This window comes from Sphaerotilus microaerophilus (assembly GCF_023734135.1).
In the GTDB taxonomy this organism is placed as follows: Bacteria; Pseudomonadota; Gammaproteobacteria; order Burkholderiales; family Burkholderiaceae_C; genus Sphaerotilus; species Sphaerotilus microaerophilus.
In genome coordinates this window covers 2430782-2442788 of sequence record NZ_AP025730.1, presented here as the reverse complement: position 1 = coordinate 2442788, position 12007 = coordinate 2430782, and the positions used below count along the sequence as shown (strand labels likewise).

Sequence of the window (12007 nt, the reverse complement as noted above, 5' to 3'; positions counted from 1 at the left end):
CCTGCGCCAGGGCAGACTTCAGGACCTGGAGATCCGCTCAAGCCACCAGCAGCAGCGGGCAGGTCGCCTGCGCCAACCGGGCGGGCGTCGCCAGCATGCGCGGCAGCACGCAGACGGTGGCATTGCGCAGGCGCTGCCGAATTGCGGCATCGCTGTCGGCGTCCAAGCGCCACACCTGCAGCGGGGCGTGGAGCGTGCGGGACAGTTCGCTCGCGAACGGCTGTGCGCGTTCGGCAGCCTCGCTCCCGTCATCCAGCAGGACCACGCTGCGCAGGTCCGCCGCGGAGGGTCGGCGCGACCCACTGGCTGCGCTCATGCGCAGGCCTGGCGCCCCATTGCTGCCCATCACGCCGGGCAGGGCACCCACGAACAGCAAGTCGACGTCCTCCGTCAGCTCCATCGCGGTGCGTGGCCAGCGCCCGCGCACGGAGCGCAGCGACCAGGTCACCGCATGGCGCGGCGCGATGTCCCCGGCCAGCGCCCGCAGCCGTGCGGCCTGCGCCCGCCAGCCCCGCTCCACGTCCTCGGGGGCGAACGCCTCCCAGTTCGCACCGGCGTGGGCCAGCGCCCGCGTGCGGGGGAGTGCGGCCGCGTGCAGCGCCACCAGGTTCTCGACGTGGACGAGTTCGAGCGAGCGCCGCAGCGCGTGGGCCAGCGCCGCCGCGCACTCGATCAGCGTGGCGCCGCCCGCGGCGTCGTCCAGCACCGCGTGCAGCACCTCGGTGGTCGTCGGTTTGATCATGGCCGCTGCCGGCGCGGCGAGCTGGTGCGCATGCTGGCCGCGCCGCCCTGGCGCCGCGTCCAGCGCGGCTCGCCACTCTGCAGCTGCGCGATGCGGCGCAGCCGCGTGCCGATGCGGCCGTTGATGCTGTCGGGCTGGGGCGCCAGCGCGGCGCCGGCCGCCAGGCCGGTCAGCACCTCGATCGCATCGTCGACGTGGCCCACCGCGTGGACCGAGAAACGTCCTGCCGCCACCGCCTCGGCCACGTCCTCACGCAACATCAGGTGCGCCACGTTGCTCTGCGGGATGACGACGCCGTGGCTGCCGTCCAGACCGCGCGCGGCGCACAGGTCGAAGAAGCCCTCGATCTTCTCGTTGACGCCGCCGATGGCCTGCACGTCGCCGAACTGGTTGACCGAGCCGGTGACCGCCAGGCCCTGCCGGATCGGCACCTCGGCGATCGAGCTGAGCAGCGCCAGCAGCTCGGCCAGCGAGGCGCTGTCGCCCTCGACGAAGCCGTAGGTCTGCTCGAACACCAGGCTGGCGTGGAGCGCGAGCGGGTGCAGGCGCGCGTAGCGCGCGGCGAGGAAGGCCGACAGGATCAGCACGCCCTTGGCGTGGATCGGCCCGCCCAGCCGAGTCTCGCGCTGGATGTCGATGACTTCGCCACTGCCCAGTCGGGTCGTCGCGGTGATGCGAACCGGTTCGCCGAAGGTCTCACCCGCGCTCTCGTAGACCATCAGGCCGTTGACCTGGCCGACGCGCTCGCCGTGGGTGTCGATCATCAGCGTGCCGCGGGCCAGTTCCCCACGCAAGCGCTCGTCGATGCGGCTGGCGCGGCGCCGGCGCGCGGCCAGGGCCGCGGCGATGTCACCCGCCTCGATGCCGGTGTGCTGCGCCGCCCGCGCCAGGTGGTCGGCCTCGGTCAGCACGTCCACCAGCCGCTGCACCCGCGCGCCGATGCGCGTGGCGTCACCCGCCTCCCGGGCGCCATGGTCGATCAGGCGTCCCAGCGCCGCAGCGCTGGGTTCGAGCAGCGCCTGCGCCCGGGCCTTTGACAGCAAGGAACGCGCCAGCGCCTGCTGCGTCGCCGGCGTGCGCGGCAGATCGTCGTCGACATCGGCGATCACCCGGAACAGGCGCGGGAAGTCGACGTCCCAGGTCTGCAGCAGCTCGGCAATGCGGCGGTGTCCGAACAGCACCACCTTCACCGCCAGCGGGACCGGCATCGGTTCGAGCTGCACCGTCGACACCAGGCTCAGGTGCTCGGCGATCGACTCGATGCGGACCTCGCCGTTGAGCAGGGCCCGCTTGAGCGCGTCCCAGGCGAAGGGCTGCACCAGCAGCTTCTCAGCGTCGATCAGCAGGTAGCCGCCGTTGGCGCGGTGCAACGCGCCGGGCTTGATCAGGCGGTAGTCGGTCAGCAGCGTGCCCATGCGGGCGAGGTGGTCGATGCGCCCGATCAGCCGCGGATGCGTCGGGTGATCCAGCTCGACGACCGGGGCGCCGTCACCGTCACCGTCCACCAGCACGTTGACTTCATAGGGCGACAGGTCGATCTCGATGCTGGTCGTCTCGGTGCCGCTGCCGTCTTCGGTCGGCGCGTGGTGGAAGCGTGTGGCCTTGTCGGTGACATCCTCACGCACCGCGTCGAGCCAGGCCAGGACCTCGGGCAGGTCCCGGTAGTGCGCCTGGATCTCCGCCACAGCGTGCTCGACCACCACCAGCATCATCGACCGGGTCAGCTCGCGCAGCCGGTCGGCGTGCTCCTTGCGCAGCCGCACCGTGCTGCGCAGGGCGCGCACCAGCTGCTCCTGCGCCGCCTGCATTGCCTGCTGCAACTGTTCGCGCTCGGCCTGGGGCAGGGCCTCGAATTCCTTCGGGTCCAGCACCTCGTCCTCGCCCTGCTCGTTGTGCTTGCGTGGCACGAAGCTCAGGCCCACCGGCGTGCGCACCATCACCAGTCCGTGGCGCTGGGCCTCGGCGCCCACGGCGAGCACGGCCTGCTCGGCGCGCTCCTTGAATTCGGTGTGGAGCCGTTCGACCGCCGCGGCGTGCTCCTCGGACTCGAAGGTGGCCGGGATGGTCGTGCGCAGGTCGTCGCACAACTCGCGCAGGTGTTGGCGCAGCGGCGCCGCGCGCCCGCGGGGCAGGCGCAACGCCAGGGGACGGTGGGGCTGGTCGAAGTGGTTCACGTAAACCCAGTCCCAGCGTGTCACCCCGTCTCGCACCAGACGGGCGGCGATGGCCTGTCGAGCCAGCGTGCGTCGGCCCGAACCCGTCGGCCCCGTGACAAACAGGTGGTGCCCCGCCTGCTGCACGGCCAGACCAAAGGCAACGGCCTCCCTGGCACGCTCCTGGCCGACGATCTCCGGCGCGCCGACGGACGCTTCCGCCGGCCCGCCGGCAGAGTCATCCTGCAGCAGCCCGGACGGATCGCAGCGTCGGGCCAGTTCGTGGGGCAAAAGCAAATGAGCACCCATCGACATTCCCGTTCGTGACGAAATCACGCGATCGTCAGTGCGATCGGGCGCGACGGCTTTGCGCCAGCGCAACGGCGGTGGGACTCCCTGCCGGGCAGGCGGGTCAGCCGATCGGCAACGTGGTGCTCTTCACCCCGGCGCGTTTGGGTATCGTCAAGGTGAGGATGCCGTTCTCGAACTTCGCGTTGGCCTGCTGGTCGTCGACGTCGTGGCGCAGTGTGAAGGCGCGCGACATCGAGCCGCGGTAGATCTCGCGCATCAGCACGCGTTCACCGTCGCCCTTGGTTTCCTTGTCCTCCTTGATCTCGGCATCGATCGAAACGAGGTTGCCCTCGATTTTCACGGCGATGTCCTCCTTCTTGGCCCCCGGGATCTCGGCACGCACCGTGTAGGCCGTGTCGTTCTCGGTCACGTCGACGCGCATGTCGTCGGGCGCGCGCAGCGCAGGCCAATGGCTGCGCGTCAGGCGTCGGAACATGTCACGCCAGGGATCACGTGCCGGGTCGCGCAAGGTGTCCATCAGCCAGTCGTCGATCGGTTCGTAGCGGGTGAGTGCGGCCATGTTTCTCTCCTGAAACGGCACATTCAACGAGTGCCCTGCGCCGCACTCTAGGGTGCAGCATCGGGGCCGCATTGCGTGCACTCAATGAACGCCCTGTGCGTCGCCTCCGAGGCGTGGCAGTGGGGAACAAAGAGGCCGGCCCAGGCAGGGTGAGTGAGCCTGCTCAATGACCTGGCCAGGGGACGGCCGCAGTCTGGGTGGATGTGATCCACCCTTGTGTGTTCCAGAGGACCGCCCCGAACTCCAGTGGAGAACCTCCATGAGCGATGTGCCCACCATGGCCCCCACCCCATCCGGCATCCCATTCCTCAAGCCGTTCCCCGGCACGCCCGACGAGGTGGCCGGCGGCGAGCCGGCGGCGAGGGCCTGCGCGGCTCACGATCTGGCAGGCCCGCTGGCGGCCCAGGCCCTCGCGACGCTGCCTGCCCACGTGCCCGCTCAGGGCCTGTTGCGCACCCTGCCCGCGCCATCGCCGGTGGCTGGCCAGCCGTTGATGCGGGCACTGTCCCTGCGCCACTCCACACGCGAGTACCTTCCCACCCCGCTGAGCATGCGGCAGCTTGCCGATGTTCTCTGGTCCGCCGGTGGCGTCAACCGGCCTGGCGACGGCCGCACGGTGCCGTATTGGCGCCACCCGACAGGGGTCAGCGTCTACGCGGTGATGACCGACGGGGTGTGGCTCTATGAACCCGGGCTGCACGCACTGCGCCAGCACCTCGGCATCGATCTACGCGCCCAGACCGGCATCCAGGACTTCGTAGGTACCGCGCCGTTGAACCTGGTCTATGTCGTCCATGGGGAGCGCATGGAGGAACTGCCGGCCGATGAGCGCCGGCTGCGCGGCTCGGTCGACGCCGCGTTTGCCGGCCAGAACGTCTACCTCTACTGCGCCTCGGAAGGGCTCGGTTGCGTGTTCCGCGACGCGCTCGACGCGGACCTCCTTGCCCATGCCATGCGCTTGAGTGCCGGGCAATTCGTCGTTTTTGCCCAGACCGTCGGCTACCCGGCGGCCTGATGCGCCGATGCACGGGTCTGCGCAAGGGCGGATCGTTTCCCTGCGCTCGGTCAATTCCTGCGATGCGCGGCCGACCCATCATGCGGGGAGAGCGGCGTTGCATCCAGACGGGTACAGCGGTGGGCGTCTGGCAGGCAGGGCCGGTCCGGGCGCGCCGGCAAGGGGGTTGAGCAAGTCCAAAGGCTGCAACACCCGACGATCCCTTTCGAAATGTCCGGAGTGCCATTGCTCACCGTGGTCCAGGTCGGCATTGCCGAAGGGATGAACTGGACCTCTGAACGGGAGCCACGATGAAGAGCCCTCGCAGCGGCAAGGAACCCAGGAGGGTGGTCCGCACCCGTCTGGCGCGGCGCCGCATGGAGCATGACGCGCTGATGCTTCGGTTAGGGCAGCTGCGCGGCATCCTGGAGACCGCCAGTGAGGGCATCATCACCGCTGATGGATCGCAGACCATCGTGATGGCCAACCGGGCCGCGGCGGAGATCTTTCGCTGCCGGGTCGAGGACCTGGTGGGTGCGCCCCTGGCCACGCTGCTGCCTGAGCGCCTGCGCACGCAGCACCGGGCGGATGTGGCGGCCTTCGGCGCGGAGGAGTCGGCTGCGCGTCGCATGGGGCGCCGCGAAAACCTGGTCGGCCTGCGCGCCGACGGCGAGGAGTTCCCCCTCGAAGCGGGCATCTCTCAGGTGCATGTGGACGGCAAGCGGCTGTACACCGTGATCCTGCGCGACCTCGGTGAGGCGCAACGCATCGCGGCCGCGCTCTACAGCTCAGAGCAGCTGTTTGCCGCCACCTTCAGTCACAGCAGCGTCGCGATGGCGCACATCGACCCGGCCAACCGGCGCTTCCTGGCGGTCAACGCGGCCATGTGCGCGCTGACCGGCTACGAGTCGGCTGAGCTGCTGCAGATGGGTCCCGACCGATTGAACCACCCCGAGGAACCGGTCGATCCATCGAAGTTCGCCGCCTTGCTGGACGGCACGGCGGACTACCGGGTGGAAAAGCGGCTGGTGCGCAAGGATGGCTCCGTGGTGTGGGTGGAAGTCAGCGGCAGCGTGGTGCGCACGCCAGACGGCCGCCCAGTGCGCGTGGTGGGGCTGCTCCAGGACATCAGCTTGCGCCGCGCGGCCGAGGCGGCGCTGCGCGAGCGCGAGGCGCGCCAGAGCTTTCTGGTGCGGTTGAACGACCGGCTGCGCTCGCTCGATGATCCCCTGGCGATTGCCCGCGAGGCGAGTTGCCTGCTCGGTGAATTCGTCGACGCGGCCCGCGTGGGCTACGCGGAGGACGATGGCAACGGCGAGACGATCACCCTGCGCCACGGCTTCAATCGCGGGGTGCCGGGGATCGAGGGGCGGTACCGCTACACCGACTACGGCGATCACCTGCTGCTCGCCTTCCGCGTCGGGCGCACGGTGGTGCGTCCGGACATCGCCGGCGACCCCACGCTCTCGCCGGCCGAAAAGGCCGCCCATGCGCGGCTGCAGCTGGCTGCCACGGTGAACGTCCCGGTGCGCAAGGGGGGGCAGTTGCAGGCGGTGTTCTTCGTACACGCCGCGACCCCGCGGGCGTGGTTGCCCGAGGAGGTGGCCCTGTTCGAGGACGTGGCCGAACGCATCCGGGCCGACATCGAGCGCGCTCGCGCCGAGGCGGAAGTGCGCGCCACCAAGACCAAGCTCGAGGCGGCGCTGGAGAGCATCGCCGATGCGGTGTTCATTTCGGACGCCCAGGGCAACTTCCTGGAGTTCAACAGCGCGTTTGCAGGTTTCCACGGCTTCGCGAGCAAGGCCGTTTGTCCGCGCCGGCAGGCGGAGTACCCCGCCCTCTTCGACGTGTGCCTGGCCGATGGCAGCCCTGCGCCGCTGGACCAGTGGGCGGTGTCGCGGGCGTTGCGCGGCGAGGTCGGCCGCAGCGTCGAGTACGGGCTGCGGCGCAAGGACACCGGCGAGTACTTGACCGGCAGCTACAGCTACGCGCCGATCCGTGACGAGCAGGGGCAAATCGTCGGCGCAGTGATCACCGCGCGTGACATCAGCGACATGAAGCGCCTCCAGGCGCAGTTGCAGGCCTCGCATGCGGAACTGCAGCAACTGATCGACGCGCAGGACCGGGTGCAGGAGGCCGAGCGGTTGCGCATCGCACGTGAGTTGCACGATGACCTGCAACAGGGCTTGGCAGCCATCCTGATGGAGGCGGCTGCGGTGGGGCAGTACCTGGGTGATGACGACTCGCCTGCACGGCGCGCGCTGGCCGGTATCAAGCACCTGGGCGAGCAGCTGATCGCGTCGACGCGACGCATCGTGTCTGACTTGCGCCCGCAGATCCTCGAAGACCTGGGCCTGGCGGCGGCGATCGAGAACCTGGCCTCGCAGTTCACACAGCGCAGCGGCATCTCCTGCGAGGTCGACAGCGCCGAGCTGCGGCCGGCCGACGAAGCCTGTGCGGCACCGACCTGGGCCTGTCTCTACCGCGTTGCCCAGGAGGCGCTGAACAACGTAGGCAAACATGCGGGGGCGGGCCGAGTCCGGATCCGCCTGGCCAGCATGGTCGGGCAGTCACTGCAGCTGTCGATAGGCGACGACGGTATGGGCATCCCCGCCGACCGTCGGCGCTCAGCGACGTCGTTCGGCCTGCTCGGCATGCGCGAGCGGGTGCGCGCCGCTGGTGGCCGCCTGCTCATACGCAGCGAGCCCGGCCAGGGCACAACGATCGAGGTCGAATTGCCGCTGCCGCCGTGTCCAGCGTCGCTTTCGCTGGGCAGCAGGAGCCGCCGTGGCCGGGGCTGACCGACCCTGACCGGCATACCCGCAGCATCGCACCGGATCTACTCAGCGGGGAGCGTCCCCCGCGCCGCGGGTGTGTTCGCGACCGCGCGCAACGGGTCGCCCCCCAGCCCCTGCTCGAGGCCGTAGCGGATCAGCGCCGCCGTGGAGGGAAGCTGCAGCTTGTCCTGGATGCGCGCCTTGTGGGCACTGATCGTCTTGATCGACAGGTCCAGGGCCCGGGCGATCTCCTTGGGCCGCTCGCCACAGACGAGGCGGCGCAGCACGTCCAACTCCCGGTCGCTGAGCTCGGCGCGGGTGCGCGCGGCAGGCCCCGGCGCCAGCCGTCGCACCGCATACTCGGCTTGGCCAGGCGTCACGTAGACACCCCCGGCGACGACCTTGCGGATCGCCGCCACCAGTTCCGAGCCCGCGCTGCTCTTGGTCAGGTAGCCGTCGGCTCCGGCCTGGAATGCGCGCATTGCGTACTGTTCCTCGGCATGCATGCTCAGCATCAACACGCCAACGCCGGGGAACTCGCTCTTGATGTGCTGCGTGAGTTCCAGTCCGCCCATGCCCGGCATGGACAGGTCGACGGTCGCGATATTCACTGGATGCTGGCGCAGAATCTTCAGGGCTTGCGCGGCGTTGTCGGCCTCGACGACTTCGAAGGTAGGCGGCGTGGATTCGAGGATCCGGCGCAGTCCTTCTCGTACGAGGGCGTGGTCATCGACAACGAGGACACACTGCCGCAGGGTGGGAAGGGGCGTTGCACTCGAGCAGGTTTCCAAGGCAGGTACTCCTCATTCGCCGGGGCCTGATGGTCGGGAACATCCTCCTGCACATCGTAACGGGGTGTGCCCGCCTGTGCTCGAACCGCCCAGGTCGTCCGCCCGGGACGGGGCTGGCATTTGACGCGCCTCAATTTGGAGGCACCGCTGCCTCAGAAAAGTCCGAACGCAGGGGAGAAATCGGTTCCTCCAGGGGCGGCGCAGTCCTCGCCATCGACACGGCGAGCGCCGATTGCCGTGCCTCGCACGGCGGGCGATGCTGACGGACAGCCTGCCAATGCCTGCGCCTTGTCGCCAGAACGCCATGATTGCCCTCCTGCCGAGTCCGGTCGCCGATGTCGGGTGTGATCCGCCCATCGATTCCCCGTCGCCGTCGCTCACCTGTCCAGGCGAGTTGCTGCAGCGCCTGCGGGCGGCCGAAAGCGGTCGCTTGGGCGAACTGAGCGTGCCGCCGCTGGTACTGCGGGTGGCCATGGGGTCCGTGGTGCACCTGGAGGGCGCGCGGGTCAGCTCGATCCATGTCGTCCGTTCAGGCGCATTCAAGTGCGTGCGCATGCTCGAGGACGGCTACGAACAGGTCGTCAGCTTTGCCGAGCGCGCCGACGTGCTGGGCTTCGACGGCCTGTGTCGGGGCGTCCACCAGACCACGGCGGTGGCGCTGGAGGATTCGACGGTCTACGGGCTGTCGGTGCATGAGGTGAATGGGCTGCTACAGACGTCACCCGAACTGGCCCGGGCCCTGCACAGCGCGGTCAGCCGCGCACTCGTCGACGCGGCGCGCATCGCGGACATGATGGCCGCCGTCGCCTCCGAGACGCGCCTGGCTCGCTTCCTGGTCTGGTGCTCGGACCGGGCGCTGGAGCGCGGCGAATCCCCGCGCCGCCTGCATCTGCGCATGGGCCGGCGCGACATCGCCAGCCTGCTCGGCGTGGCACACGAGACGGTGAGCCGCTGCTTCTCGTTGCTGGCCCGCGACGGGGTGCTGCAGGTGGAGAACCGCGACGTCGAAATCCTCGACCGCGCGGCGCTGGTGGCCAACTCGCGTGGCACGCGGCGCAACAGCGATCTGGCCATCCGGCATCGGGCCGCAGCGGCCTGAAGCAGTGACGATGACTTCGCGCCATTGGGACCGAGCCCGGTTAGCGTGCGCTCGAGGACCGGGTGCACGTGTCGCCAACAATGGCGAATTCGCCCCACCCTCGGGGCGCAGAGTGTGCCGCGCAGCGCAGGCAGGGGCGCCGGGGTGAGTGCGCTCAATCGGGCCGCACCTCACCGCGCTAGGCTGGGGTCTTGAGTGAGTGGTGATCGAACGGAGGATGTTGCCATGCCGCGCACGCTGTTCCACGACCGCCAGCATGCGGCTGCCATGCTGGCCGAGCGGGTTGCCGAGGCCCGCCTGCCGCAGCCGCGGGTGGTGCTGGCGCTGCCGCGCGGCGGGGCACCCATCGGTGCGGCGGTGGCGCAACGGCTGGGCGCTGTGCTGGACCTGTTGCTGGTGCGCAAGATCGGCGCCCCCTGGCAGTCCGAGCTGGCCGTGGGCGCGCTGGTCGAAGGTGCCGAGCCGCTGCTGGTCGTCGATGAGGATCTGGCGCGGCGCTCCGGCGCCGACTCGGGGTACATCGAGCAGTGCAAGGCACAGGCGTGGCAGGAGATCGTGCGCCGACGGTCACTCTATCTGGCCGGGCGCGAGCCGGTGCCGGTACAGGGCGCCACGGTGGTGGTCTGCGATGACGGCATGGCCACGGGTGTCACGATGCGTGCCGCATTGATGGCGTTGAAACAGCGCGGCGCCGCCGGGCTCGTGGTGGCGGTCCCCGTGGCATCGCACGAGGCCATCGCGGCGCTGCGGCACGAGGCCGACCGCGTCATCTGCCTGGCCGAGCCAATCCCTTTCCACGCAGTGGGCGAACACTACGCCGATTTCCACCAGCTGAGCGACCAGGAGGTGATCGACGCCTTGCAGAGCACGACGCGCGAGAAGAGCGCCATGGACGACCAGCGCGCCTGATCGCCCGCCGAGCTGCCGGCCCGCCGGCGATCAACGCGCCAGCAGCACGGTACGCGTGGCCTCAAGGCCGCATTGACCCGAGGAGGGTGAGTGCCGGGCATGTGCCCACATGGAAGCCGATGGACACATGCCGGTGTGGAGCGGTCAGCGCATCGAGCGCACGCATGCGCGCGGTCGCGACACCTACTGCACGCCCTTCAAGGTCTGGGTCGTCGAGCAGGCGATGCAGCCGGGCATCTCGGTGTCGGCCCTGGGCGCGGAGCAATCCGGTCAATGCCAATCGGTTGCGGCGTTGGATGCAACTGCACGGCCATCACGGCGCAGCCCCGAACGAAGGGCCCTGGCTGTTGCCGGTGACCGTCGTTGCGCAGCAGGCGCGGATTCGATCCGCAGTGGGCACGGGCAGCCCGACGGTGCAGATCGAGTCGGCCGGCGCACACGCGGGTGTGGATCGTGGCGGGCCACACCGACATGAGGAAGGGCTTCGACGGCCTGGCTGCGATCGTGCAGACCACCCTGGCGGCCAACCCGTTTGGCGGTCACGTCTTTGCTTTGCCGTCCGCGATCGGCGCGGCGACATCGTGAAGGTGTTGTGGTTCGACGGCCAGGGCATGGTGTTGCTGAGCAAGCGCCAGCAACGCGGCCGAGCGGGCGCTGCGTGGCGTGGCCCTGGGGCGCGGCAGGTCCCTGTTCATGGGCTCGAACACCGGCGGGCAGCGCGCGGCGGCGATCTACAGTCTGGTGGAGACAGCCAAGTTCAACGGGCTCGATCGACCCCGAGGTGTACCTGCGCGAGGTGCTGGGCCGCATCGCAGACCATCCCGTCAACCCATGGCGGTCACTGCGACCGCCGGAGCGGTCTTCGGTGCCATGGCTTGATCCCCGCCGTGGCCTGCAGCCAATGCGCCTGCAGCAGCAGGTTGGCGGCGTAGCAGCTGCAGGCGGCTGCTTCCAGCCCGGGGCGGTCGAGCACCGACAACTCGCCCCGGTGGTAGGTGATCAGGCCGCTCCGATGCAGATCGCCAGCGGCCATGGTGATGCCCACGCGGCGCACGCCGAGCAGGAGGGCCAGTGATTCGTGGGTCACATGCAACGACCCCGTCCCCGTGCGGTCGCAGAGCATCAGCAGCAGGCGCGCCAGGCGCGGGCCGATGGTGTGCAGGCGCTGGCAGGCCACCGAGGTGGCCAGCTGGCACATCGCCAGGTGCAGGTAACGCCAGCAACAGCGCTCCACGGCGGCGTTGCGCTTCAACGCCATGCGGAACGCCGCACTGCTCAAGCGCCACGCCAAACCGGAGCAACTGACGACGGCGCGCAGCGGCGCCTCGCGAATGCCCAGCGCACAGTGGGCGCCCAGCATGCCTTCGCGGCCCACCATGGCGACCTCCACATCGGCCTCGCCCGGCAGGCATGTGAGCAGCGAGATCGCACCGTCGGTCGGGAAGTAGACCGCCTGCAGGCGGGCTCCTTGTTGGCACAGCAGCTGGTCAGAGGCCAGGGGCACGAGTTCGCACACGGCCAGCAAGTCCGTGCGCACCTTGCGTGGGAGGGAGGCGATCAGCAGGTTTTCAGCGGCGGTCACGGGGAGTTGGCAGGCAGAGCGTGTGGCACTGTGCGCCCCTGCACGCCTGCGCACCGTCTTCCAGCGCACACAGCACGCCAGCAAGGCCG

Annotated in this window: 10 protein-coding genes and 1 pseudogene; 6 read left to right on the top strand and 5 right to left on the bottom strand. The window is 69.8% G+C overall.

Going from position 1 to position 12007, the window contains the following annotated elements:
- Positions 1-37 precede the first annotated feature (37 nt).
- The 3 genes from NGK70_RS10630 to NGK70_RS10620 form a co-directional block, all read right to left on the bottom strand.
- Positions 38-742: a hypothetical protein gene (locus tag NGK70_RS10630; RefSeq protein WP_251973196.1), complete on the bottom strand. Its 705-nt coding sequence runs from the start codon at positions 740-742 to the stop codon at positions 38-40.
- Complete coding sequence (locus tag NGK70_RS10625) at positions 739-3186, bottom strand: Lon protease family protein (RefSeq protein WP_251973195.1); 2448 nt, start codon at positions 3184-3186, stop codon at positions 739-741. The genes NGK70_RS10630 and NGK70_RS10625 overlap by 4 nt, the downstream gene beginning before the upstream one ends.
- A 121-nt stretch (positions 3187-3307) precedes the next feature.
- Positions 3308-3766 (bottom strand): Hsp20/alpha crystallin family protein, encoded by a 459-nt coding sequence (locus tag NGK70_RS10620; RefSeq protein ID WP_251973194.1) that lies wholly within the window; start codon positions 3764-3766, stop codon positions 3308-3310.
- Positions 3767-4025: 259 nt separating this feature from the next.
- On the opposite strand from NGK70_RS10620, the gene NGK70_RS10615 reads away from it, so the two are divergent.
- The gene (locus NGK70_RS10615; RefSeq protein WP_251973193.1) at positions 4026-4781 is read left to right on the top strand and encodes a nitroreductase family protein; all 756 of its coding nucleotides are present in this window, start codon (positions 4026-4028) and stop codon (positions 4779-4781) included.
- A gap of 290 nt (positions 4782-5071) precedes the next feature.
- On the top strand, positions 5072-7561 hold the full coding sequence (locus NGK70_RS10610) for a PAS domain S-box protein (RefSeq protein ID WP_251973192.1): 2490 nt from the start codon (positions 5072-5074) through the stop codon (positions 7559-7561).
- 38 nt (positions 7562-7599) lie between these two features.
- Here the strand turns inward: NGK70_RS10610 and NGK70_RS10605 are convergent, their stop codons facing one another.
- Complete coding sequence (locus NGK70_RS10605) at positions 7600-8328, bottom strand: response regulator (protein ID WP_251973191.1); 729 nt, start codon at positions 8326-8328, stop codon at positions 7600-7602.
- Positions 8329-8758: 430 nt separating this feature from the next.
- Here NGK70_RS10605 and NGK70_RS10600 point away from each other — a divergent pair, with 430 nt between their 5' ends.
- The 4 genes and pseudogenes from NGK70_RS10600 to NGK70_RS10585 all read left to right on the top strand — a co-directional run.
- Positions 8759-9427 carry a Crp/Fnr family transcriptional regulator gene (locus NGK70_RS10600; protein WP_251973190.1) on the top strand — a complete coding sequence of 223 codons (669 nt, stop codon included), beginning with the start codon at positions 8759-8761 and terminating at the stop codon, positions 9425-9427.
- A gap of 225 nt (positions 9428-9652) precedes the next feature.
- Positions 9653-10336, top strand: a complete 684-nt coding sequence (locus NGK70_RS10595; RefSeq protein ID WP_251973189.1) for a phosphoribosyltransferase — start codon at positions 9653-9655, stop codon at positions 10334-10336.
- 453 nt (positions 10337-10789) lie between these two features.
- Positions 10790-10921, top strand: coding sequence for a transposase (tnpB, locus tag NGK70_RS10590; RefSeq protein ID WP_251973188.1), 132 nt, complete (start codon positions 10790-10792; stop codon positions 10919-10921).
- Positions 10922-10969: 48 nt separating this feature from the next.
- Positions 10970-11186, top strand: a pseudogene (locus NGK70_RS10585) (transposase domain-containing protein); the annotation flags it as partial.
- On the opposite strand, the gene NGK70_RS10580 reads toward NGK70_RS10585, so the two are convergent.
- A complete protein-coding gene (locus tag NGK70_RS10580; protein ID WP_251973187.1) occupies positions 11175-11918 on the bottom strand; it encodes a Crp/Fnr family transcriptional regulator in 744 nt (247 codons plus the stop codon). The pseudogene NGK70_RS10585 and the gene NGK70_RS10580 overlap by 12 nt on opposite strands.
- Positions 11919-12007: the final 89 nt, after the last annotated feature.

Coding starts and splice junctions, on each gene's coding strand:
- NGK70_RS10630 (WP_251973196.1), bottom strand. CDS start 742: ATGATCAAACCGACGACCACCGAGGTGCTGCACGCGGTGCTGGACGAC.
- NGK70_RS10620 (WP_251973194.1), bottom strand. CDS start 3,766: ATGGCCGCACTCACCCGCTACGAACCGATCGACGACTGGCTGATGGAC.
- NGK70_RS10615 (WP_251973193.1), top strand. CDS start 4,026: ATGAGCGATGTGCCCACCATGGCCCCCACCCCATCCGGCATCCCATTC.
- NGK70_RS10610 (WP_251973192.1), top strand. CDS start 5,072: ATGAAGAGCCCTCGCAGCGGCAAGGAACCCAGGAGGGTGGTCCGCACC.
- NGK70_RS10595 (WP_251973189.1), top strand. CDS start 9,653: ATGCCGCGCACGCTGTTCCACGACCGCCAGCATGCGGCTGCCATGCTG.